This window comes from Desulfatitalea tepidiphila (genome assembly GCF_001293685.1).
Lineage (GTDB): Bacteria > Desulfobacterota > Desulfobacteria > Desulfobacterales > Desulfosarcinaceae > Desulfatitalea > Desulfatitalea tepidiphila.
On the sequence record NZ_BCAG01000003.1, the window covers coordinates 1149749 to 1172027 of the forward strand.

The 22279-nt window shown below is 55.1% G+C and carries 23 protein-coding genes and 1 tRNA gene; 23 read left to right on the top strand and 1 reads right to left on the bottom strand.

Annotated features, from left to right (window positions below; all coding sequences use genetic code 11):
• Positions 1–151: 151 nt before the first annotated feature.
• From DFT_RS09755 to DFT_RS09840, 18 genes are all read left to right on the top strand, one after another.
• Positions 152–430 (top strand): hypothetical protein, encoded by a 279-nt coding sequence (locus tag DFT_RS09755; protein WP_054031013.1) that lies wholly within the window; start codon positions 152–154, stop codon positions 428–430.
• Between the two features lie 5 nt (positions 431–435).
• The gene (locus DFT_RS09760; RefSeq protein ID WP_054031014.1) at positions 436–1914 is read left to right on the top strand and encodes a phage portal protein; all 1479 of its coding nucleotides are present in this window, start codon (positions 436–438) and stop codon (positions 1912–1914) included.
• A complete protein-coding gene (locus DFT_RS09765; protein ID WP_054031015.1) occupies positions 1907–2995 on the top strand; it encodes a S49 family peptidase in 1089 nt (362 codons plus the stop codon). Before DFT_RS09760 ends, DFT_RS09765 begins: the two co-directional genes overlap by 8 nt.
• Before the next feature lie 2 nt (positions 2996–2997).
• Positions 2998–3372 (top strand): head decoration protein, encoded by a 375-nt coding sequence (locus DFT_RS09770; RefSeq protein ID WP_054031016.1) that lies wholly within the window; start codon positions 2998–3000, stop codon positions 3370–3372.
• A 3-nt stretch (positions 3373–3375) separates the two neighbouring features.
• Positions 3376–4386, top strand: coding sequence for a major capsid protein (locus DFT_RS09775; protein WP_054031017.1), 1011 nt, complete (start codon positions 3376–3378; stop codon positions 4384–4386).
• Positions 4386–4700 (top strand): head-tail joining protein, encoded by a 315-nt coding sequence (locus tag DFT_RS09780; protein WP_054031018.1) that lies wholly within the window; start codon positions 4386–4388, stop codon positions 4698–4700. The genes DFT_RS09775 and DFT_RS09780 overlap by 1 nt, the downstream gene beginning before the upstream one ends.
• Complete coding sequence (locus tag DFT_RS09785) at positions 4697–5164, top strand: hypothetical protein (RefSeq protein ID WP_054031019.1); 468 nt, start codon at positions 4697–4699, stop codon at positions 5162–5164. The genes DFT_RS09780 and DFT_RS09785 overlap by 4 nt, the downstream gene beginning before the upstream one ends.
• A 15-nt stretch (positions 5165–5179) precedes the next feature.
• The gene (locus tag DFT_RS09790) at positions 5180–6127 is read left to right on the top strand and encodes a phage tail tube protein (protein WP_054031020.1); all 948 of its coding nucleotides are present in this window, start codon (positions 5180–5182) and stop codon (positions 6125–6127) included.
• Between the two features lie 21 nt (positions 6128–6148).
• Positions 6149–6418, top strand: a complete 270-nt coding sequence (locus DFT_RS09795; protein ID WP_054031021.1) for a hypothetical protein — start codon at positions 6149–6151, stop codon at positions 6416–6418.
• Positions 6419–6432: 14 nt separating this feature from the next.
• Positions 6433–6819, top strand: a complete 387-nt coding sequence (locus DFT_RS27270; protein ID WP_369688322.1) for a DUF1799 domain-containing protein — start codon at positions 6433–6435, stop codon at positions 6817–6819.
• A complete protein-coding gene (locus DFT_RS25790) occupies positions 6722–7282 on the top strand; it encodes a hypothetical protein (protein ID WP_054031022.1) in 561 nt (186 codons plus the stop codon). Before DFT_RS27270 ends, DFT_RS25790 begins: the two co-directional genes overlap by 98 nt.
• Positions 7279–9246 (top strand): hypothetical protein, encoded by a 1968-nt coding sequence (locus DFT_RS09805; protein WP_054031023.1) that lies wholly within the window; start codon positions 7279–7281, stop codon positions 9244–9246. The genes DFT_RS25790 and DFT_RS09805 overlap by 4 nt, the downstream gene beginning before the upstream one ends.
• Before the next feature lie 185 nt (positions 9247–9431).
• A complete protein-coding gene (locus DFT_RS09810) occupies positions 9432–9854 on the top strand; it encodes a hypothetical protein (protein ID WP_054031024.1) in 423 nt (140 codons plus the stop codon).
• 14 nt (positions 9855–9868) lie between these two features.
• A complete protein-coding gene (locus DFT_RS25795; RefSeq protein ID WP_152971930.1) occupies positions 9869–10120 on the top strand; it encodes a hypothetical protein in 252 nt (83 codons plus the stop codon).
• Entirely contained in the window at positions 10117–12528 is a 2412-nt protein-coding gene (locus DFT_RS09815) for a DNA primase family protein (RefSeq protein ID WP_054031025.1), read from the top strand. Before DFT_RS25795 ends, DFT_RS09815 begins: the two co-directional genes overlap by 4 nt.
• Before the next feature lie 503 nt (positions 12529–13031).
• Complete coding sequence (locus DFT_RS09825) at positions 13032–13505, top strand: hypothetical protein (RefSeq protein WP_054031027.1); 474 nt, start codon at positions 13032–13034, stop codon at positions 13503–13505.
• The gene (locus DFT_RS09830) at positions 13489–15363 is read left to right on the top strand and encodes a phage terminase large subunit family protein (protein ID WP_054031028.1); all 1875 of its coding nucleotides are present in this window, start codon (positions 13489–13491) and stop codon (positions 15361–15363) included. Before DFT_RS09825 ends, DFT_RS09830 begins: the two co-directional genes overlap by 17 nt.
• Positions 15364–15712: 349 nt before the next feature.
• Positions 15713–16930 carry a tyrosine-type recombinase/integrase gene (locus tag DFT_RS09840; RefSeq protein ID WP_076750674.1) on the top strand — a complete coding sequence of 406 codons (1218 nt, stop codon included), beginning with the start codon at positions 15713–15715 and terminating at the stop codon, positions 16928–16930.
• 30 nt (positions 16931–16960) lie between these two features.
• Here the strand turns inward: DFT_RS09840 and DFT_RS09845 are convergent.
• Positions 16961–17058 (bottom strand) — tRNA-Sec (locus DFT_RS09845).
• Positions 17059–17132: 74 nt separating this feature from the next.
• Between DFT_RS09845 and larC the strand changes: the two genes are divergently transcribed.
• The 5 genes from larC to DFT_RS09870 all read left to right on the top strand — a co-directional run bounded on the left by larC (position 17133) and on the right by DFT_RS09870 (position 22250).
• Complete coding sequence (gene larC, locus DFT_RS09850; protein WP_054031031.1) at positions 17133–18311, top strand: nickel pincer cofactor biosynthesis protein LarC; 1179 nt, start codon at positions 17133–17135, stop codon at positions 18309–18311.
• Positions 18312–18456: 145 nt separating this feature from the next.
• The gene (locus DFT_RS09855) at positions 18457–18918 is read left to right on the top strand and encodes a phosphatidylglycerophosphatase A family protein (RefSeq protein ID WP_076750489.1); all 462 of its coding nucleotides are present in this window, start codon (positions 18457–18459) and stop codon (positions 18916–18918) included.
• A 371-nt stretch (positions 18919–19289) separates the two neighbouring features.
• Positions 19290–19937, top strand: a complete 648-nt coding sequence (gene lepB / locus DFT_RS09860) for a signal peptidase I (protein WP_054031033.1) — start codon at positions 19290–19292, stop codon at positions 19935–19937.
• Between the two features lie 80 nt (positions 19938–20017).
• On the top strand, positions 20018–20956 hold the full coding sequence (locus DFT_RS09865; RefSeq protein WP_054031034.1) for an aspartate carbamoyltransferase catalytic subunit: 939 nt from the start codon (positions 20018–20020) through the stop codon (positions 20954–20956).
• Positions 20940–22250, top strand: coding sequence for a dihydroorotase (locus DFT_RS09870; protein WP_054031035.1), 1311 nt, complete (start codon positions 20940–20942; stop codon positions 22248–22250). The genes DFT_RS09865 and DFT_RS09870 overlap by 17 nt, the downstream gene beginning before the upstream one ends.
• The last annotated feature ends 29 nt before the right edge of the window (positions 22251–22279 follow it).

The following is a 22279-nucleotide window of genomic DNA, read 5'->3' on the forward strand; positions in this document are numbered from 1 at the left end:
TGCCGAATAAGCCGAATAAGCCCGATTAGGCCCCTTCTCTTTTTTTAAATCTCATGCAAATGCTAGTATCGGTTCGGATATTTGGCCCCTTGTCGGGCAAGGCTGTGTCGAGCCGGCCTTGCCCGACGCCCTTCCATGAAAGATGAATTTTATGGCTTTCAATCATGACGATGGCCTTTTTATAGCAACCGATTTTCGCAGTGCAGCATTAGAAGAGCGTGCCGAGGCCATTCATGGCGCCATTGCCGAATTGCTTGCTGGCCAACGTGTCACCAGATTGACCATAGCGGGCAAGAGCATTGAATACGGCCAGGCCGACCTGGTAGCACTTCAAAAATTAGAGGCCGACACGCTCGCTGAACTGCGAAGATATCAGGGCTTGTATCCAAGCTATAAATGCTTGAGGGCTTCGACCAGCAAGGGTTTTTGATCAATATGGCCTACCTGAAAATTTTAGACCCACACGGCAACAGGATCAAAGCACAAAGCAGCACCTATGAGGCCGCAGGCTTCACCAGGCGCCTGAACCTGTGGGGCACTTCAACCCTGGGGCCTGACGCTTCGCTCTATGGCAGCCTGGCGACCCTTCGCGCGCGATCCCGTGAGCTTGTACGCAACGATCCTCTGGCCGGCGCCGGTCTTGACACCCTGGTGTCAAACCTGGTCGGCAGCGGCATATCGCCACGATGGCAGCTATCCGATGCCACATTGAAGGCACAGCTTCAACAGCTGTGGGCCGACTGGGCCATGCAGTGCGATCATGACGGCATCGCCGACTTTTACGGCATGCAGGCGCTTGCGGCACGCTCCATGATCGAATCAGGCGAAGTGCTCATTCGCTTCTTACCTCAGCGGCCGGGGCGCATGGCCGTGCCTCTTAAAATCCAGATAATCGAGGCCGACCACCTGGACGAAACCTACTCGACCACACTGGACAACGGCCGAGAGATCCGTATGGGCATCGAGTTCGACGCATCCGGCCGGCGTGTTGCTTATCACCTGTTTAAAGACCATCCAGGCGAGGCTTTTATAACGGCCGACACCGTGACCCGCGTTCGAATCCCGGCAAGCGAGATCCTTCACGTCTACCGGCCTTTACGACCCGGCCAGAAACGCGGCCGGCCGTGGTTATCTGCCGTCATCACCACACTGCATGAGCTGAATAAATACCTCGATGCGGAGCAGGTGCGTAAGTCTTCGACGGCGATGTTCGGCGGATTCGTGACCGTACCGCCTGAGGGCATCGACAGCGTTCCTGACATCCTGGGGCAGTCTGGCATAGACGCCACAGGGCAAGAGGTCTTGGCCCTTGAACCGGGCAGCTTTCCCACATTACCGCCGGGCATGGACGTGAAATTTTCAGAACCCGCCGACGTAGGCGGCAGCTATGAGGCGTTCGTCAAACACATGGAACGGCGCATAGCGCGCGGCTTCGGCGGCCTGACCTATGAAAAATTGTCCGGCGATCTTTCCGGCGTGAACTACTCTTCGATCCGTGCCGGAAACCTGGAATTTCAACGCTTTTGCCTTCAAATCATCGGCAATGTGCTGGCCTTTCAACTCTGTCAGCCTGTGGCGCGCTACTGGATCGACCAGGCTGTGCTATCGGGCGCTGTCAAAATCATCGATTTTATCGAGCACCGTCAGCAGTATTACCGCATCAAGTGGTGCCCTGACGGCTGGCCCTGGGTAGATCCCGAAAAGGACCTGAAAGCCGAACAGATGGCCATTCGCAGCGGCTTGAAATCCCGTGCCGAGGCAGTGGCCGAGCGAGGCCGCGACGTCGAAGAGGTTGACATGGAGCAGGCCGAAGACAATTGGCGCACCGATGCCCTGGGCCTTTCCTATGACAGCGACGGCCGGCGCGCCAAGGATGCCGGCATCCCCACACAGGAACCGAGCAACAATGAATGATTTAATGATCGATCCGATTTTTTTAGCTTCCCCATACCGCCAGGGCGCAGCATTGGAAAAATCTTTCACCACACATTCCAAAGCCCTGGCGGTCATATCCATCCATGGGCCGCTATCGCACCGGGCGCAGGGGGGCTTCTTGTCGATGCTGTTCGGCGACACGGCCACATATGACCAGATCCGAGCGGCCTTTCAATCCGCCCTGGCCGACGATGCCGTGGGCGCTATCGTCTTTGACATCGACAGCGCCGGGGGCGAGGTGGCCGGGTGCTTCGATCTGGTGGATGAGATCTACCAGGCGCGCGGCACAAAGCCCATCTACGCGATAGCCAATGAGGCCGCCTTATCGGCCGCCTACGCGATTGCGAGCGCAGCGGATAGAGTCTACCTGACCCGAACGGCTGCGGTCGGCAGCGTGGGCGTCATGGCGGTTCATGTGGATCAATCCGGCCTGGATGCAAAGACCGGCCTCAAGTATACCGCGATCCATGCCGGCAGTAAAAAGACCGACGGCAACCCACACGAAGCCTTGAGCAAAGAGGCCGCCGACGCCATCCAGGCGCGCGTCAATGCCACCTATGATCTGTTTTGCGCCACCGTGGCCCGCAACCGTGGCCTTTCCGAGCAGACCGTCAAGGTAACAGAGGCGGCCATCTACACAGGCGCCGACGCAGTGGCGGCCGGCCTGGCCGATGCCGTCCAATCATATGAGCAGTTCATTCAAACCATCATCGAGGGTAACAACATGACTTTAAAAACCGATCTACGGGCACTTATCGCAGGCAAAAAGCCCGAAGAGATTGCCGAGGCCATGGCGGCCTGTGGCTTCATGCCGGCCGATCATAAGCCGGTCGAAGGCATTCTTGAACTGTGTGACATGATGGGCGTCTCCGACGTCGGCTTCATCAAGGCCGTGGTCAAAGACGGCCTGAACGTCGAGCAGGTCAAGGCGGCGATCCTTGCGGCCAGGGCCGAAAATTCAAAAACTATCTTTTCTACCGTCTCAGCGACCGGCACAGGTGAAGTCAATCCCCTGCTTGCCGACGCCAAGCGCCGGGCCGGCATCAATGGAGGTGCATAATCATGGCCATTACCGAGGGCAACTACAATTCTGATTGGTTGGCTTGGGAACAGGATAACGACTACAGCCGGAAAAAGGTCACCATCGCCGAGTCGCAGACCATCACCAAGGGCGAAGTGCTGGGCGTCGTGACCGCTTCCGGTCAATACGCGGCTTTCAACCAGGACGGCGATGACGGCACCGAGTCGGCCGCCGGCATCTCTTTGGGCGACTACGCCACAGCCGCAAGTGAAACCGCCTCAGGCGTGGCCCTGGTGCGCGACGCCATCGTCATCGAAGACAATTTGACCTTTCCCAGTGATATTACTTCAGGCGAACAGGCCACTGCCATGGCCAGTCTTCTGGCCCTGGGCATCATCACGAAAACGGAGGCTTAATCCATGCTGAACCCATTTGAAACCAACGACGCCTTTTCCATGGTGTCTTTGACCAAGGCTATCAACCTGCTTCCGAACAACTACGGCCGCTTGAAGCAGATGAACCTCATGCCGGGCAAGGGCGTTCGGACCCGCTCCATTGTGGTCGAAGAGCGTGCCGGGGTGCTGACCCTGCTTCCCACACAGCCTGTGGGCGCGCCTGGCCTGCAAAACGCCATGGGCAAGCGAACCGTTCGAACCTTTGTCATCCCGCATATCCCGCTCGATGACACCATCTTGCCCGATGAGTACCAGGGCATCCGGGCCTTTGGCCAGGAAGACGGCACGGCCGCCTTGGCGCAAGTGGTCAATGATCACCTGCAAACCATGCGCAACAAGCACGCCATCACCTTGGAGCACCTTCGCATGGGCGCCTTGAAGGGCATCATCTACGATGCCGACGGCTCAACCGTGCTTTACAATCTTTATACCGAGTTCGGCATTACGGCCAAAACCATTGACTTTGTGCTTGATAACTCTGCCACCAATGTGGGCGGCAAGTGCCGGGAGTCCGTGCGTCACATCGAGGACAACCTCAAGGGCGACGTGATGAGTGGCGTGCACTGCCTGTGTGACGAAAATTTCTTCGATGCGCTTGTCAGCCATGACAACGTGAAAGAAGCCTATATGTATCACTCAGAGGCTTCCCAACGCCTGGGCGAAGACAATCGAAAGGGTTTTCGCTTCAACGGCATCACCTTTGAAGAGTATCGCGCAAGCGCCACAGGCAGCGCCGGCAGCACCGTAGCATTTATTCCGGCCAATACGGGCTACATTTTTCCCGTGGGCGGGCAGAGCACCTTCGAAACGTTATTTGCCCCTGCCGACTTCACCGAGACGGCCAATACCCTTGGCCTTGAGCTGTACGCCAAACAGGAACCGCGCAAGTTCAACCGTGGCGTTGACCTTCACACGCAGAGCAACCCCTTGCCGATCTGCTACCGGCCGGGTGTGATTGTGACAGCGACCATCTAATGAACCTTGACGATGCCAAATCGGCCGCCCTGGCGGTCTGGTTCGATACCGGTATCGCCGAATCGATCACTTACAACGGTTCGGCAATACCGGGGCATATCTCTTATAGTGAACCGGGCAAGGCGGCCTATGCCAACCATGCCGTGCTTACCGTGAGGCGCAGCGACGTGCCGGCGCCGGCCTACCGCGACACGGTAGTCATCGACGGGGCGACGTGGCGAGTCTACCAGGATGACGGCCAGGCGCCGATCTGTGGCGGCGATGAACTGACGTGGGATATCCCCATCATGCGAGGGGAAAGGCGCGCCATATGAATATCAACACACTACTTGGCAACCTGGCGACAGCCATCAGCACCAACGCGGCACTTACCACATGGTGCAACACGACCTATGGCCATGCGCACAAGGTCTTTGTCAACCTGGATCACCGCAACCCGCCAGGTGACAGCGATTGCCCCTTTGTGACGCTCTATCCGATCAGCAAGAGCGCCGGCCTGGGGGTGAGCACCAAGCGCCACGCCTTCGAAGTGGATTGCTGCATTTATGACGACACCACACGCACCACCGGCCAGGTGCTCGAATACAATTCGATCCGGCGTGTCGAAGAGTTCAGGAAATTGATTGAATCGGCCATCATGGGCATCGATACGGGCAACGCTCTGATTGAGACGGTCGAAATTGAGTACAGCGTGGTCGAGGCTTTCCCCTTTGCCTGGGCCGGCATGGTCATCGAAATAAACGAGCACTTCATTTTGGGGTCAGATCCCCTTGAATAATACGAGGTAAAAAAAATGGCACAAGTACTAGGTTACAAATCCCGCCTGGTAGCCGACTTTGAAACCACTTGGGGTCAAGACCCGGCATCACCGGCCGGCATCGTACTGCCGATCAACCGTTATTCATTGGCAGCACGCCAGAATAAAATTCATGCCCAGACCTTGAACGGCAGCCGGAACCCTGTCAAGCCGATCAACGGCAATTTGGAAGTATCAGGCGAGGCGATAGTGCCCCTTTGTGTGAACAGCATAGGCTATTGGTTCAAGGCCATGTTTGGCGCACCGACCACCACCGGGGTGGGGCCATATCAGCATGTTTTCAAAGTCGGCGATGGCCAGCTGTCCATGGTCAATGACTTGCGCTATGCCAATGCCGCGACCGTGGTCACCTATGCGAAGTATTCGGGCGTCAAAACGTCGGGCTTTTCGATGGATCTGAGCGACGGTGATACTGAATTGATGGCCAAGATCGGGCTTGAGGCCGCAAACGAAACGCTCTCGACCAGTGCATACGGCGGCACACTCACAACGCCTTCACTGCTCGCATTGAGTAACTTTGATGCAACCATCGAAGAGGGCGGCAGCACACTGGCGAAGTGCACGGCCATCGATTTTTCGATAAATTTTAATCTGCTCAGCTACTACGCGGTCGGCAGCGGCATCCGGGCAGGTATCAGTGAAGGTATCCTGGGTGTTTCGGGCAACGTAACTACAATTTTTGAAGACTTGACCCTGCTCAACAAGGCGATCAATAGCACCGAAAGCAGTATCGTGATTGAGTTTGCTTCGGGCACCAATGTGCTTGAAATAGCATTTAACGAAGTGATTTTTGAGCGCAACACGCCGGGCATCGAGGGGCCACAGGGGATTTTGATCAGTCTGCCCTTTGTTGCCTATACCGATGACGATGCGGCTGCATCATGTGTGGTGGCCACACTGACAAATGGCGTCGCAAGCTATTAAAAAATCGTAGCGGGGTAAAAAATGCGCGAAGTCAAATTGACCGATAGTAAAATCATCGAAGTCCATGCCCTGACCCGTGGCCAGGTCAAAGACCTTCGCCGTCAGGGCTTCAACCTCATGGCACTGACCAAAGACCAGGCAGAGGAAGCGATGGACGCGGCCTTTGCCATGGTCTTGGCGCCTGAAGAGATCGAAGAGCTAAACGGCCTGGCCTATCCCGTGGCTCTTGCTGTCTGGCGGGCGATCCTGGCCGAAACCTATGGAGCGCCGGGCGAGGAAAAAAACTCTTAGAGGTCTGGCGGTCCCTGGCCGACGCGCAGCGCCGGCAATACTGCCAGACCTGCTTCAAAGCCAACAGCGGCAACCCGCCATGCGAGGATTGCGAGTGGCAACCACCTGCCTTACTGCCCGAAAATCAAGACGCTTTAGAATTGTGGCTTGCCGTGCAGACGCAGTGGCGGGCCGGTCCGATGGGTGTCATCGGCCTGGACTACAACGTCTTGTATCAAGAGGCCATACGCCTGGGAATAGATCTGTCACCGGGCGTCATGAAAAAGATCCGGACCTTAGAGGCGGCCACACTGGAAAAGGTCTATGGAAGTCACACTAAAGGGCGCGCCGGAACTTCAACGAGCACTCAAGTCACACCAGGCGAACGCCATCAAGGCCCTGCAAACGGCGCTCAAAGTTGAAGCCTTCAGGCTATCTAAAGAGCTAAAGGCAGAGATCCGGGCCGGCGACCGCTTCGCACCTCTAACCTTCCTGGCACGTCGCCGAAATAAATCCACACGACCAAATAGGCCACTTCAACGCCTGGCGATCCCGATCCGCTATCACATGGTCGATGATATGACCGTGGCCATCGGTTGGACCGGACCGAAGGTGTCGGCATCTTGGAAGCGCATCGCGCAGCGGCAGCAAGAGGGCTTCACATCGCAGGTGACCGAACGGCGCCGGCGCTTTTTTCGGCACAAGGCCGACAATTTGAGCGAGCGTTCGGCAAATCGAAAGTTTCTCTTTTTGCGCGACACCACACGTGCCTTGAAGACACCGGCGCGGCCGATCATCGATCCCTTTTATGAGCGCCACCACATCCAGGCATGGCGCAATATCCAGGCAAACTTCCGGCGAAAATTGGCGGGTGAAAGAATATGACCGATCACAAACTTGAAATCATCCTATCTGCAAAAAATATGGCCACCGGGGCCTTTGACAGTATCGGGGCGCAGGTCACCAACTTGACCAGGACCTTTTCAGGATTGCAGGGCGCCATGGCAGCGGCGGCCGGCGTGGCGGGCTTCGGGCTTCTGGTCAAGGGCGCCATCGACTCGACGGCCGAGATCAAGCGCAACGCAGAGATGGCCGGCGTGAGTGCCGAAGCCTACCAGGAATTGACCTATGCGGCGAAGCAATACCAGGTGACGGCCGACGCCTTGACCGATGGCTTGAAAGAATTGAACTTGCGTGCCGATGAGTTCGCAGTGACCGGCGCCGGCAGTGCTGCCGAAGCCTTTCAACGCCTGGGCTACACACAAGAAGAGGTCAACGCCAAGCTATCCGATACACCAGGATTGCTTCTTGAGATCACCGACCGCATCCAGGGCCTTGGCCGGGCCGCTCAGATACGCATCGCCGATGAATTATTCGGCGGGCAGGGCGGCGAGCAGTTCGTGGCGATGCTTCGGGCCGGTTCGGGCGAAATCGAGCGACTACGCGACCGCGCGCGATCACTGGGATTAGTTTTAGACAGCCACCTGGTGGACCAGGCGGCCGAGGCCAAGGCAAAACTTGACACACTCGTGGATGTGCTTGGCGTGCAATTCAAAGGCGTGCTTGTGACCTTGGCGCCATCGATCACGAATGTGGCCGACCGCTTCACCACCTGGATCGAAGAAAATCAGAACTTGATCGATCAGAATTTGCCCCAGTACATCGAAAGCCTTGGCAGTGCCCTTGAAGGTGCAGCCGGCGTGGCGGCACGCCTGGCGGGCTATATTGCCAAGATTGCCTCTGTGGGGGCGCAGTTCGAAGAGTTTCACGGCATCATGGAGCGGGCCGGCGAGTATGCAAGGCGGGGCCTGTTTGACTTTTCACAGCTGGCCGGCCTGGATACCGACGCGGCACTTGCAAAGACCCGTGAGATTGTCGAAATGCTCGACCGCACCGTTCGCATCACGGAAAACGGCGAGATCCGCTATAAGATAGGCGTGCACACCGAGGGCTTCGAAAAGTTCAAGGCCGACTATGAGCAGTGGATTGCTTCACTTCATACGACAGACAAGACAAAGCCTGTGGCGCCTCTGCCCTTGGTGCCGGCATTGCCCACACCACCACCGGTCAACGTGAGTTCAAATACTGCCGATTGGGTATCTATCAATACGCCAGGCGATGAGGCCGACCAGGGCTACAGCGAGATTGAAGAGCTACTGAGCAAGCGCAACGAGCTTTTCCAGACTAAAAACGATGAGCTTACCGGCATGACAGAGCGTACCGCCTGGGCGATGCAGGAAAATTTTTCGAATCTATTCTATGACGCGATGACCGGCAAGCTTGATTCGTTCGAAGACTATGCCAGTTCAATATTCGACTCAATCGTTCGGGCTTGGTCGGATATGATTGGCCAGATGGCAGCCAAGGCCATCGCCAACAATATCATCGGCGGCATGTTTTCCACAAATAGTACAAGCGTATCACTTGGCACAAACAGCCAAACAGGTGCCCTGGCGAATTGGGGCGCCAAGGGCCTGGTCTATGATCGGCACGGCATCAAGTGGCATGCTTCGGGCGATATACTTTCAAGCCCGACAGTATTCCCACTCACAAACGGCCAGTGGATTGGCGCCGGTGAGGCCGGAACCGAGGCCATCATGCCCTTGCGTCGTGGCGCGGACGGCCGCCTGGGTGTGGAAGCAAATGGTAGTAAAAACAACACAGTAGTAAATGTGTATAACTCTTCGGGGGTGGAAGCACGGACAGAAGAGCGAGACGGGCCCGGAGGCCTGGAAATAGATGTGATCATCGATAGGGCCTTCGCGCAAAAAATCGCACAGAGGGGCAGCGTCACCGAAAAAACGCTTAGAATGCAGACCAACTATCGCAAGCCCTTGACATTACGATAAAAAAACAAAATCCCTGCCTTTTTAAAGTGTAAAATCCCGCTTTACACACTGAAATAATTTAAAAAAAATCAAAAAATGACCTTGTTCGAGGCCAAAAATTGAATTATATGGAATCCAGCTTAATGCAGTAAAGACCCAAAAGACAGGGTTTAACAAGATTAACAACCCACACATGGAGCATCAAAATGAACCGAACATTTACCAACCGCGATCTTGCCTTCATTACCGGTAAAAGCATAGGCACCATTAGGGCCTTGCCATCGACCACACTGTGCTTGCCCAGTTATCCGCCAAGAGAGCCCGACTTCATTACTCGCTGGTCATTCGATGACCTGGTGGGGGTTTATCTCTTTTTCACAATTGTTCAAGGCGGCATTTCACGCGAATACGCAGGCGAGGCCATTAACGGCACGGATGTCATCAAAGCGTTTCAAATAGATAGCCCCCCTGATTTTGTAATATTTATTGAAAAAGATGGCGGCGAGTGGGCGCCAAGGGTAACTGCCGAAGGCATGGCCCTGCTTTCCAAATTTCAATATGCTCAAGCCAGGGTGTTCAATTTAAAGTACTACAAACAGGCATTCGAAGAGCGTATCGCCAAACTATAATTAGAGGTGCAACAATGAATATCCGACCAGAAAACCCTATAGATCACGCTTTAGCCGAAGCATTACTGATTTTTATCCAGTCAACCGGTCCGACTGAATATCATCGATTAGCAGAAGTTCTATGTTGCAAATCATCGACAGCTAAAAGGATGACGGTCGATGAGTTGAAAAGGGCACTCAATATCCTTGCGGCAAATGGCTTGATAAATCTCAAGCCACTAAGCAACGCGGGTATATTGATCGACGTTCAGCGGGGGGTGGCTTGATCGGTGAATTTTTTGCAACGTTCTTTAGCCACAAAGAGGAATGCCTCTATTTTCACCTGTGGCGAAGCCGTAGCAAAATATCCACATGGTTCACCGATCCGGCCGATGCAGCCGCATCGGTCAAGGCCGATGATACCAACGTATATTTCGGAATGGGGCTATCAAGAAAAGACCTTGGACCCCACAAGAGATTGACCGCTGACACCACAGCTGGGATAGTCGGCCTGGGCATCGATCTTGATATCGCCGGGCCGGGCCATCAGAAGAAAAACCTGCCACCTGATATCAATGCTGCCCGAAAGATTATCGATGGGTTTCCTCTACGGCCTACCATGATCATTCATTCAGGACATGGCCTGCAAGCCTTCTGGATTTTTAAAGAGCCATGGATTTTTGAGTCTGAAAATGAACGTGAACAGGCCCAAATCTTAGCGCGTCGGTTCAACGGCACCTTTCAAAAAAAGTACAACCTGAAATATGAAATCGACAGCACCTTCGACCTAAGTCGGGTTTATCGTGTGGCCGGCACGATCAACAGCAAGCCCGGATGCCCGGATGTAAGGGCAGAAATTGTCGAGGTCAACGACTACTATTATAATATAGATAGCTTCGAAGCATTTCTGCTTCCCATCGATCAGATCGAAAATAGGCCGTCCGGCAAAGCCGATTGCAAGCCTGTCACAATCGATCCGAATCAAGTGGTCGATCCCGGTTTGACCGAACTGCTTTCACAGGCTTCTGACAAATTCCAGGCGACTTGGAATCATCAACGTCCTGACCTACCATCGCCGAGCGAGTATGATCTTGCGCTTGCATCACAGGCGATTAATTGCGGCATCGACGAAGAGAATATTGGCCCGTTAATTCTTGCATTCAGGCGAAAGCATCATTTAGAGCCTCAAAAGGCGCTTCGTGTGGATTATATCCAGCGCACCATTGCCAGGGCAAAGCAGAGCATTGCCAACGGCCAGACATTAAAGAGCTATCCCCTGACCGATACCGGGTTAGCTGAACGCTTCGCAGAACAGTACCGCGATCAAGTGAGATACTGTCACACTATGGGCAAGTGGTTCATATGGAACGGCCGGCAATGGGCACCTGACAATGGTGGAAAAATAAAAAGCCTTGCAAAAAATGTTGTCAGAAAAATCTATGGTGAAGCACAATCGGAAAACGATCCTGACCAAAGAAAGAAAATCGTGCAATTTGCTGTGAAAAGTGAATCCAAAAGAGCACGAAATGACATGATCGATCTGGCGCAGAGTGAAGACGGGGTGCCGGTTCGGGCAGAAGAGCTTGACGCTAACCCGTGGCTGCTCAATTTGAAAAACGGTACGCTCAATTTAAAGACCGATGTGCTTCAATTACACAATCCGGGTGACATGATCACAAAAATGGCGCCCGTGGCCTATGATCCGAGCGCCACAGCGCCGACCTGGATCAAGTATCTATCCGATGTGTTGGCGCCAGAAGATGCAGCTTTTGTTCAACGGGCGGCCGGATACAGCCTGACCGGGGACACTTCCGAGCAGTGCCTTTTCTTTCTTTATGGCGATGGAAGCAACGGCAAGAGCGTCTTTGTCAACACATTGCGCAAAATTTTGGGCGATTTAGCTATCCAATCGGACTTTGGCGCATTTTTGGTCAAAAGAGGATCGAGCGTCCCAAATGACATTGCCAGATTGGCGGGCGCCCGAATGGTAATTGCCAACGAACTGGCAGAGGGTGAGCAGTTGAACGAGGTGTTCGTAAAAACCGTCACCGGAAATGACACAATTGCAGCCAGGTTTCTGCATCAAGAATTTTTTGAATTCGAACCGCTTTGTAAAATCCTGCTTGTCGGCAACCACCTGCCGAGAATCACCGGCACTGACCATGCAATCTGGCGACGCATCAAATTGGTCAATTTTCCGAACCGCATTGCCGACCACATGCAGGACAAGCGCCTTGAACAGAAGCTAAGCCGCGAATTGCCCGGCATATTGAATTGGGCGCTTGAGGGCTTGCGGCAGTGGCGGAAAAGCGGCCTGCAACCGCCTCAGAGCGTTCAGGTTAACACAGATCAGTATCGGGCTATCAGCGATTCGGTTCAGCTGTTCATCAATGAGCAGTGCGCCCTTAGCCAAGGGGCCTGGGTCGTAAAGGCCGACTTGTATGCAGCCTATTCAAAGTGGTGTCAGGACAGCGAGATTGAATGCCTATCTGATAATTTGTTCAGCCGTAGGGTGAAAAATTGTGGTGTGTCCGATAGTCACTCGCGCGTCAATGGCACACCTAAACGAATTTGGACCGGAATAGAGCTTTCCGATGAAGATGGCAAAAATGCGTTAACAAAAACCAAATGCGTTAACAAATGCGTAACAGCGGAAGTTATTGAATTAAAATCAAAAATGACACAGTTCGACTGATTTGTTACGCGTTACGCTTTTTTCGGAGTTTAGTCCTAGGAAAAAACATATGTAAAGGTAGTTTCAAAATATGCGTAACCGTTAACAAATTGAGATAACATATTGAAAATTATAAAAATAAATGCGTAACACAATTAAAAAAATGCGTAACAATGCGTTAACAGCCTGATAACACACTGAAAATAAATATAAAAACATAAAAACGCGTGTTCTGTGGTAGGCACTGTGAAAGGCGGCAGTTGTGCACAAAAAGATACAGGGCCAAATAGAGCAAGTCCAGCAGATCGCCGAGCAACTTCTGTGGGTACAACGCCAGATCCCGAAGCGGTCACCTGCCCGGAAACGATCCGAAGCAGCTGTGTTCGAACTCGTTCAGCTGATGGCCGAATTAGAGCGCCAGTTGGGTCCTTCCGGGCCGAAGAGCTATCGAGGTCGCGCCCAGCCCGATAGCCATCCAGGAATAGGGGCCAAAAACCTATAAAGATATCAGGAAGATAGCTAATATGAACGCAGCAAATTACGCAAAGCACCGCCAGGTGACCCCATCGCAGGTTACAGCATGGATCAAAAAGGGCCTGCTTGGCAACGCCTGCCAAAAAGTGGGCGCGCGCTACGTCATAGACCCTGTGGCAGCCGACGCGGCCTTAGAGGGCGGCCTGCATCCGTCATACGATCCAGGCGATACCGGTCCATCCTTCGCCGAGGCCAGGCGCCAAAAAGAGCACCACCTGGCAGAGCTTCGACGGCTGGAACTGGAAGAAAAAAAGGGCATGCTCGTGCCGGCCGCAGAGGTGCAGGGCCTGCTTGAAAAACTCATCATGCAGGCGCGCACCAGACTGCTTGGCATCAAGGCGCAGGTGGCCCCACTGGTGCATGAGGCCATCGCCGACGCGGCACAGCGTGAGCGCCTGCTTTTCACTGTGGAAGAGATCATCGAGGGAACTCTGAAAGATTTGAGCGATGCAAAAATTCAGTAGTGCGGCCATCGATATATGGAACCAAGCCATCACCGCATGGCGGCCACCGCCTAAAATGACGCTCAGCCAGTGGGCCGACACGTACGCGTATCTATCCCCGGAATCGAGCGCAGAGGCCGGAAAATGGCGCTCCTTGCCTTACCAGGCGGGCATTATGGATGCCATCACCGACCCCTGTGTGGAGCGCATCACCATCATGAAATCCGCTCGTGTGGGATACACAAAAATAATCAACCACACCATCGGCTATCACGTGCACCAGGACCCGGCACCGATCCTTGTGGTGCAACCGACCATCGAGGATGCCGAGGGGTATTCCAAAGACGAAATCGCTCCAATGTTGCGCGATACGCCATGCCTGGCCGGCCTGGTGGCCGATGCCAGAACGCGCTACTCAAACAACACCATCCTGAAAAAATCTTTTCCAGGTGGCACGCTCATCATGGTGGGCGCCAACAGCCCGCGTGGTTTCCGGCGCATATCGGCACGCGTCGTGCTCTTCGATGAGACAGACGGTTACCCGCCAGGTGGCGCCGGCGCAGAGGGCGATCAGATCATGCTTGGCATCCGGCGCACTGAATATTTTTGGAATCGAAAAATCGTGCTTGGATCGACGCCAACCATCAGCGGTCTAAGTCGCATCGAGGACAGCTTCAACCAAAGCGATCAGCGGCGCTACTTTGTACCATGCCCGCACTGTGGCCACATGCAGGTGCTTAAGTGGCAACGCCTGACCTGGCCGAAGGGGCAACCCGAACAGGCGGCCTACCAGTGCGAGTCATGCGAAAAACTCATTGCACACAGTCACAAGCGATGGATGATTGAACGCGGAGAATGGCGGGCGACAAAGCCCTTCAACGGCCATGCCGGTTTCCACATTTGGGCCGCGTACAGCTACAGCCCAAATGCCACCTGGGCCAAACTGGCCGAAGAGCGCGAATCCATCGGCAAAAATCGCGACAAGTTAAAGACCTTCATCAATACCGTGCTGGGTGAGTGCTGGGAGGATCGAGGCAGCCAACCCGCCTGGGAAAACCTACACACACGCTGCGAACCATATCCGTTCATGGAAGTGCCGGCCGGCGCCTACCTGCTTACCTGTGGCACCGATGTGCAACACGACCGCCTTGCCGTGGTCATTCGGGCCTGGGGCCGTGGCGAGGCGTCATACCTGGTGTTCTGGGGCGAGCTATACGGCGACACCTCACAGCCCGAAGTGTGGGGGCAGCTGGATCAATTATTAAATCGAAATTACCGACACGCATCGGGCGCCGATCTGCAAATAGTCAGTGCTGCTATCGACAGCGGCGACGGCAACCGAACGCAGGTGGTCTATAACTTTGTCCGAACGCGCGGGCCGCGATGTTTTGCGGTCAAGGGCCAGTCGCAACCGGGCAAGCCGATCATCGGCCGGCCGCATGCTGTGGACGTGAGTTATCGAGGCACCACCATCAAGGCCGGCGTGCAAGTCTGGCCTGTGGGCAGCGACACAGGCAAATCAACGATTTACTCCCGCCTGCAGCAGACCAATGGGCAAGGCGTCTACCATTGGCCGATCGGCCTGGATGCCGACTACTTTCAACAGCTGACAGCCGAAAAACAGATCACAAAATATCACAAGGGCTATCCGGTCCTTGAGTGGCAAAAAATCCGCAGCAAAAACGAGGCGCTCGACTGTGAGGTATACGCCTACGCGGCAGCGATCCGGGCGGGGCTTCAAAGGATCAATTTTGAGCAATTAGAGCAACAGACCAGGGCCACAAAAACCACCACCACCAACACGGCACCATCGCGCCAGGCGCAGAGCACCAGATCTGCCCGGCCGGCAGTTTCTAGATCAAATTGGATGCAGAGGTAAAATAATGAAAGAAAGGCAGCAATATATACAGGTTTCGAAAGCTGCAAAAATGCTTGATTGCAGCGCCGAGTATGTCCACAAACTGATTGCAGACCGGCACCTGACAGCCATCAATGTTGGGGCTCGTATGACGCGCGTCAGTGTTGAGTCTCTAATGAATTTTATCAGGCGGTCAAGGGTCGATCCGGATAGCTATGCTCAGTGATCAAAGATGCCAGGTATTGCCATAAACAATCAAATCGGGATACAAAGTGACACCCACAGGATAGGGTCGCTCCCGAAAAGCCGGAAACCCTTTGCCGGCCTGCCTGTGGGCATATTCAAAGGGGCAGCCAAAAAGGGGGCTAAGATGGCAATTTTACAAGAATGTCCGGCCTGCAAGCGCAAACAATCCGTGAAAAAAAAGCGATGTGTTTCTTGTGGCCTGGAATTGGATGAGTTAAAAAAATCCCGACTGGTCAAATACTGGATTGATTTTAGATATCGCGATCCAAAGACCGGCAAGACCGTACAACGACGTGAGAGCGTCGAGGCCATGGAGGGGCTTCAAGGAAATTCCATTGCCGATGCACGCACAGCCCTTGCAAAGCGGTCGGTTCAGAAAGCAGAAAACCGGGTGCTCGATATCCTGCCTGAACACAAACTCACATTTTCAGAACTGGCCGATTGGTACTTGGCGTTAGAGTCTGTAAAAACACTAAAATCATACAAAACGGTAAAGGGATACATTAACAAATTCAAAGAGGCTTACGGGCAACGAATTGTGGCCGATATTTTACCGGCTGACCTTGAGGATTTGCAAGCCAAGCGCCTGGGGCAAAATTTAAAATTAAAAACCATTGACGATGAAATAAATTACGTCAAAACGATGGTCATCAAGGGCTTCGATAACGGCAAGGTCGGGGGTGATGCCCTTCGCTCTTTCCGGCGCGTCAAAAAATTGTTAAAGGGTCATGCCAATGCTCGAGACAGATATTTGACCATCGATGAATTTGCCCGGCTTCTTGAGGCCAGTCCGAACCATCTTAAAAATATTTTGACGATCGGGTATTGGTCCGGTATGCGCAAAGGTGAAATTACGGCGTTGACCTGGGATAAAATCGATATGAAGGGCCGCATGATCCGGCTTGAGGCCGAAGACACCAAAGAGGGGAAGGCCAAGTCGATCCCGATGGCAGAGGCCGTCTATCGGGTTATCCAGTCAATTCCAAGGTCTATTCACGATCCCCATGTGTTTCTCTATTACAGCAAGCCGATCACCAGGAATTTTAGCCAGGGGCTTAAATCTGCCTGCAAAAATGCGGGCATTGCCTGGGGGCGTGACGTGAAAGGCGGCTTTATTTTCCATGATCTACGGCACACCTTCGTCACTGATATGAGGCGAGCAGGTGTTGACCGTACCGTTCGAATGGCGATCACCGGTCACGCCATCCACGATATGGATCAGCGGTATGATGTGGTCGAAGAGTCGGATAAACTGGAAGCGATCAGGCGGCTTGAAAAGTATCGTTCGAAGGTGGCCTGTTTAACGAATGTTGACCAAACGTTGACTAAATCGGGTTTTTAATTTTTAACTTATTGATTTTAAAGGAAAAAGTGGCGGAAGTGCATGGGAATCGAACCCACCCGGGACGGTTTTAGCGCCCCACACCGGATTTGAAGTCCGGGAGCCCCACCAGTGAGCTGTCCACTTCCGCAGATTTTTCGTGCGCTATATTAACCCTGCGAAAAAAATTGTCAACCGCTAATGGAATAGGAGCTTCCCTGGCATGAGTCTGGCCTATTTTGACTGTTTCTCCGGTATCAGTGGGGACATGGCCTTGGGGGCGCTGGTTCACCTGGGGGTACCGGTCGACTGGCTCAAGGAACAGATACGCGCGCTGCCTTTGGATGGATTTGACATTCGATCCCAGGCGGTGTCGAGGCACGGAATTGCAGCGGCCCAGGTGGCGGTGGTTTCCGAAGAGACCCATCACCACCGGGATTACCAGTCTATCCAATCGCTTATAGAGAAAAGTCCGCTTTCCGATAGAGTCAAGACGATGAGCTTGGCGATTTTCGATCGCATTGCCGCGGCCGAAGCTCGGATTCACGGCTGCGACAAGGCTTCGGTGCATTTCCACGAGGTGGGCGGGGTCGATGCCATTGTGGATATCGTTGGGAGCTGTTTGGGGCTGGAGTGGTTGGGAGTGGAGACCGTGGTTGCCTCCGCGCTGCCCATGGGCGGTGGTTTTGTGCGCTGCGCCCACGGTGTTTTGCCGGTGCCGGCGCCGGCCACTGTGGAGATCCTCAAAGGCCTGCCGGTGTACGGCAATGGGATCGAAAAGGAGTTGGTGACGCCGACCGGTGCGGCCATTGTGGCTGGCAGCGCCGGACACTTCGGGCCGATGCCGGTGATGCGCGTGCGGCAGGTCGGCTATGGGGCCGGGACGACCGAGCTGGAGAGTCAGCCCAACCTGCTGCGGGTGATGCTGGGCGAGGTCGAAAACACATGGAAAATTGATGGTGCCCAGCGATTGGTCATGATCGAGACCAATATCGATGATATGAATCCGGAGATTTTCGGATATCTGATGGAACGCCTTTTTGAAGACGGTGCGCTGGATGTTTTTTGGGTGCCGGTCTTCATGAAAAAGAATCGGCCGGGCACCATGGTCCAGGTGCTTTGCGGGCCGATAGATCGCGAGCGGGTCGTTGGGCGCATCCTGGCAGAGACCTCATCGCTGGGGGTTCGATTTTACGAGGTGTATCGCACGGCGCTGGAGAGGGAATTGGTGGAGATGCCATCACCCTTTGGTCCGGTGAGGGTGAAAAAGATCAAGGGGTTTGCCGGTGGGGATCGCATTGTGCCTGAATACGAGGTATGCAGATCCATCGCCAGGGAGCGCCAATTGCCGCTGCAGGAGGTGTATGCGGCGATTTTGAAGGCTGCGGCAGACCAAAAATAGTCGGATGGCTCGTCGGATGAACCGTCGTTTGAGTAGACCGGCATTCGTCGGATCGCAACCGGTGGGATTTAAAAATAGTGTTTTTGCGCCTACTTGCCGTCAACAGCACCTTGACAAAAGTCGAAGCAACCGGTAGAAGCGGGCCATGCTTTTAAGGCGCCGGGTGGTCATATTTTTGGCGACAGGTGGCTATATCGGTCGTGCGCCGACGGCACCGGGAACATTCGGAGCCTTGCTGGGGTTGCCGCTTGCGTTTGTCCTGTCGAGGGTAAGTTGGGTCGGGTCCCTGGCGATCATGCTTGTTTTGACCCTGGTAGCGGTCTGGAGCGCCGGCGAGGCTGCGCGCCATCTCGGGGACAAAGATCCGGGCTGCATCGTTATTGACGAAATTGCCGGCATGGCGGTGGCGCTGCTCGGCATGCCCTTTACTCCGGTGAATTGCCTCGCCGGTTTTATTTTGTTCAGGTTTTTTGACATCCTCAAACCGCCGCCGGTGCGGCAGCTCGATCGCAACCTGGGTGGGGGATGGGGCATCGTGCTCGACGACATCGCGGCCGGGATCCTGGCGAACATCGTGTTGCGGATCGGGAATGCCGTATTGAACTGATCTGTTACATAAATGACATGATAAAAAAAGAGAACAAAAGCAATTTGTTAAGATATAAAGTGTTAAGTTTTAAGTGCAAAGTCTAAAGTGAAGGAATTCTGCCTGTTTTGTGATAGGTTGTTGTTGCCGATAACTGTCGTGATGGCCATGTGAAAAGTCGTTGCCGGACGGCGCCGTAAGCAGTTTGAGAGCAAGGCGCGCGACATTCCGTGGCATCATGCCGGGCTTCGGATCGTGGTCCGGGGACGCTTTTATCCGGCATACAGAACTGATTGAAAATGCTGGGTCCCGGGTTTCGCCGGGATGTCCGTAAGTGAACATCGAACCGCCCCGCTGACCGGGAATGGAATGCAACGAGGTAGAAAAACGATTTGAAAAAGGAATCCAACCAGGAAGCCGCTCCTTCATCCCGACCTGCAAAAGGTAAGCTTCGCGAAAATATCGAGGCCCTCGTTATTGCCATCATACTGGCCCTGTTTATTCGCACCTTTGTCGTCCAGGCGTTTAAAATCCCATCGGGCTCCATGCAGGACACGCTGCTGATCGGAGACTACATTCTAGTCAATAAGTTCATTTATGGAATCAAGATCCCCTTCACCGACAAAACCCTCATTCCCATCAGCAAGCCGGAACCCGGCGACATCGTGGTATTCAAATATCCTGAGGACCCCAGCAAGGACTTTATCAAGCGGGTTGTGGCGGTCGGTGGCGACAAGGTGGAGATCAGAAACAAAAAAGTTTACGTGAATGGAGCGGTCCGCGAAAATCCACACGCCATTCATGTCGATTCCCGGGTTTTCCCCCGCGGGTATCAGCCCCGGGACAATTTCGGCCCGGTGACCGTCCCAGAGGGGAAGCTGTTCGTCATGGGCGACAATCGCGACGAGAGCAACGACAGCCGTTTCTGGGGGTTCGTGGATGAATCGGCCTTGCGCGGCAAGGCGTTCATGATCTATTGGTCCTGGGATCGGGACGAATTCAGCGTGCGTTGGGACCGACTGGCCGATATTATCCGTTAGATTCATAATGATACATAACACTATCTGATTGTTAGGAATTCATCCGGTACTTTTCCCTCGAACCGGGGTTCAGGTGGGCCATGCCGCTGGAACGAAAAGACATCCTCGATATCGCCTCGCTGTCACGCCAGGAGATCCAGTTGATCCTGGATACGGCCGAGGGCATGAAAGAGATTTCCGAACGGCCCATCAAGAAGGTGCCCACCCTCAGGGGTAAAACCGTGGTGCTGTTCTTTTATGAGCCGAGCACCCGCACCCGCCTCTCGTTCGACCTGGCGGCCAAACGGCTCAGCGCCGACAGCCTGGCCATTTCGGCCGACATGAGCAGCCTGGTCAAGGGCGAAACCCTGCTGGACACGGCCCGCACCCTGGAGTCCATGCGGCCCGATGTGGTGGTGCTGCGTCACGCCTATTCTGGAGCGCCCCAGTTCCTGGCCGAACGCATCCAGGCATCGGTGATCAATGCCGGTGACGGCACCCATGCCCATCCCACCCAGGCGTTGCTGGATATGCTGACCATCCGGCAGCACAAAAAGACCTTGTCCGGCCTGCGCATTGCCATTGTCGGCGATATCGCCCACAGTCGAGTGGCGCGCTCCAATATTGAAGGATTGACCAAGATGGGGTCCAAGGTCGTGCTGGCCGGTCCGCCCACCATGATGCCCCGTGGTATCGAAGCGCTGGGGGCCGATGTGGCAGGGAGCATGGACGCTGCGATCGACGGCGCCGATGTGGTGATGATGCTGCGGATTCAGAAGGAGCGCCAGAAGCGTTTTACCATGGCGACCGAGCGCGAGTACGCTCGTCAGTATGGATTGAATCGGGAACGTCTGGCCCTGGCCAAGCCTGATGCAGTGGTCATGCACCCCGGCCCGATCAATCGCGGCGTGGAAATTGCTCCGGATGTGGCCGATGGGCCCCATTCCCTTATTTTGAATCAAGTGACCAACGGAGTGGCCGTGCGCATGGCGCTCCTTTACCTGGTCCTGGGAGGCGGTCGCAATGCCGATGCTGATTAGAGGCGCGCGGGTCATCGACCCGGGAAAACTGGACCAGGTGAGCGATGTCCTGATCGAAAAGGGGCGCATCGCCGCGGTGCAGCCGGTCGGCACACTGGATCGAGTGGGCGGCGAAAGCGAGATGCAGGTCATCGAAGCGCAGGGCTTATGGTTGACGCCGGGGCTCATCGACATGCATGTCCATTTTCGCGAGCCGGGACAGGAGTATAAAGAGACGATCCTCACCGGCAGCCGGGCCGCGGCGGCGGGCGGGTTCACGGCCGTAGCCACCATGCCCAACACCGATCCGGTGAACGATGAACCGGCCATTACCGCCCTGATCCGCCAGCGAGGGGTCGAGGCGGGCCTGGTGCGGGTGCTGCCCGTGGCCGCCATCAGCAAGGGGATCAAGGGCGAGCAGTTGTGCGAATTCGGCGAGCTGAAGGCCGCCGGCGCCGTGGGTGTGAGCGATGACGGTCGGCCTGTGATGAATGCCCAGCTCATGCGACGTGCACTGGAATATGCGGCCGCGTTCGGCCTCCTGGTCGTCTCCCATTGCGAGGACTTGCATTTGGCAGAGGGCGGCGCCATGAACGAAGGGGTTACCGCCACCCGCATGGGGTTGTCCGGTATTCCCAATGCCGCCGAAAGCGTCATGGTGATGCGCGACATCGCTCTGGCCCAGCTCACCGGGGCGCCGGTGCATATCGCCCATGTCAGTGCCCGCCAATCGGTGACCGCCATCCGGCGCGCCAAAGAAGAGGGTATTCGGGTGACGGCCGAAACCGCGCCGCACTACTTCACGCTCACCGACGCAGCCGTTGAGGGTTACAACACCCACGCCAAGATGAACCCACCCCTGAGATCCGAAGAGGATCGCGAGGCCGTCAGGCAGGGATTGGCCGACGGCACGCTGGATGCCATCGCCACGGACCATGCCCCCCATTCGGTGATGGAAAAGGAGGTGGAGTTCGACCGGGCGGCCAACGGCATCATCGGCCTGGAGACCTCCCTGCCGCTGGGGTTGAAGTTGGTGCAGGAGGGGGTGTTGACCATCGATACGCTCATCACCCGCATGGCCGCGGCGCCGGCCCGCATCCTGGGGATGGAGAGCGGTGTGCGCGCTGGGCTGACGGCCGATTTGACGCTCATCGACCCGGAAAAAGTCTTCACGGTCAAGGCCGTCGATCTAAATTCCAAGAGCCGCAACACGCCCTTCGACGGATGGCAGCTCAAAGGCAAAGCCGTGATGACCATCCTGGGCGGCAAGATAACGTATCAAGATGTCGGCGCTGGGTCTTTGGGGCGGGGATAAAACCCGCCCCTTCGAGACCCCATTCATAA

Bases quoted from the DNA above. Each gene is read 5' to 3' on its own strand.
- DFT_RS09755 (WP_054031013.1), top strand. From the start codon at position 152: ATGGCTTTCAATCATGACGATGGCCTTTTTATAGCAACCGATTTTCGC.
- DFT_RS09760 (WP_054031014.1), top strand. From the start codon at position 436: ATGGCCTACCTGAAAATTTTAGACCCACACGGCAACAGGATCAAAGCA.
- DFT_RS09765 (WP_054031015.1), top strand. From the start codon at position 1,907: ATGAATGATTTAATGATCGATCCGATTTTTTTAGCTTCCCCATACCGC.
- DFT_RS09770 (WP_054031016.1), top strand. From the start codon at position 2,998: ATGGCCATTACCGAGGGCAACTACAATTCTGATTGGTTGGCTTGGGAA.
- DFT_RS09775 (WP_054031017.1), top strand. From the start codon at position 3,376: ATGCTGAACCCATTTGAAACCAACGACGCCTTTTCCATGGTGTCTTTG.
- DFT_RS09780 (WP_054031018.1), top strand. From the start codon at position 4,386: ATGAACCTTGACGATGCCAAATCGGCCGCCCTGGCGGTCTGGTTCGAT.
- DFT_RS09785 (WP_054031019.1), top strand. From the start codon at position 4,697: ATGAATATCAACACACTACTTGGCAACCTGGCGACAGCCATCAGCACC.
- DFT_RS09790 (WP_054031020.1), top strand. From the start codon at position 5,180: ATGGCACAAGTACTAGGTTACAAATCCCGCCTGGTAGCCGACTTTGAA.
- DFT_RS09795 (WP_054031021.1), top strand. From the start codon at position 6,149: ATGCGCGAAGTCAAATTGACCGATAGTAAAATCATCGAAGTCCATGCC.
- DFT_RS25790 (WP_054031022.1), top strand. From the start codon at position 6,722: ATGGAAGTCACACTAAAGGGCGCGCCGGAACTTCAACGAGCACTCAAG.
- DFT_RS09805 (WP_054031023.1), top strand. From the start codon at position 7,279: ATGACCGATCACAAACTTGAAATCATCCTATCTGCAAAAAATATGGCC.
- DFT_RS09810 (WP_054031024.1), top strand. From the start codon at position 9,432: ATGAACCGAACATTTACCAACCGCGATCTTGCCTTCATTACCGGTAAA.
- DFT_RS25795 (WP_152971930.1), top strand. From the start codon at position 9,869: ATGAATATCCGACCAGAAAACCCTATAGATCACGCTTTAGCCGAAGCA.
- DFT_RS09825 (WP_054031027.1), top strand. From the start codon at position 13,032: ATGAACGCAGCAAATTACGCAAAGCACCGCCAGGTGACCCCATCGCAG.
- DFT_RS09830 (WP_054031028.1), top strand. From the start codon at position 13,489: ATGCAAAAATTCAGTAGTGCGGCCATCGATATATGGAACCAAGCCATC.
- DFT_RS09840 (WP_076750674.1), top strand. From the start codon at position 15,713: ATGGCAATTTTACAAGAATGTCCGGCCTGCAAGCGCAAACAATCCGTG.
- larC (WP_054031031.1), top strand. From the start codon at position 17,133: ATGAGTCTGGCCTATTTTGACTGTTTCTCCGGTATCAGTGGGGACATG.
- DFT_RS09855 (WP_076750489.1), top strand. From the start codon at position 18,457: ATGCTTTTAAGGCGCCGGGTGGTCATATTTTTGGCGACAGGTGGCTAT.
- DFT_RS09865 (WP_054031034.1), top strand. From the start codon at position 20,018: ATGCCGCTGGAACGAAAAGACATCCTCGATATCGCCTCGCTGTCACGC.
- DFT_RS09870 (WP_054031035.1), top strand. From the start codon at position 20,940: ATGCCGATGCTGATTAGAGGCGCGCGGGTCATCGACCCGGGAAAACTG.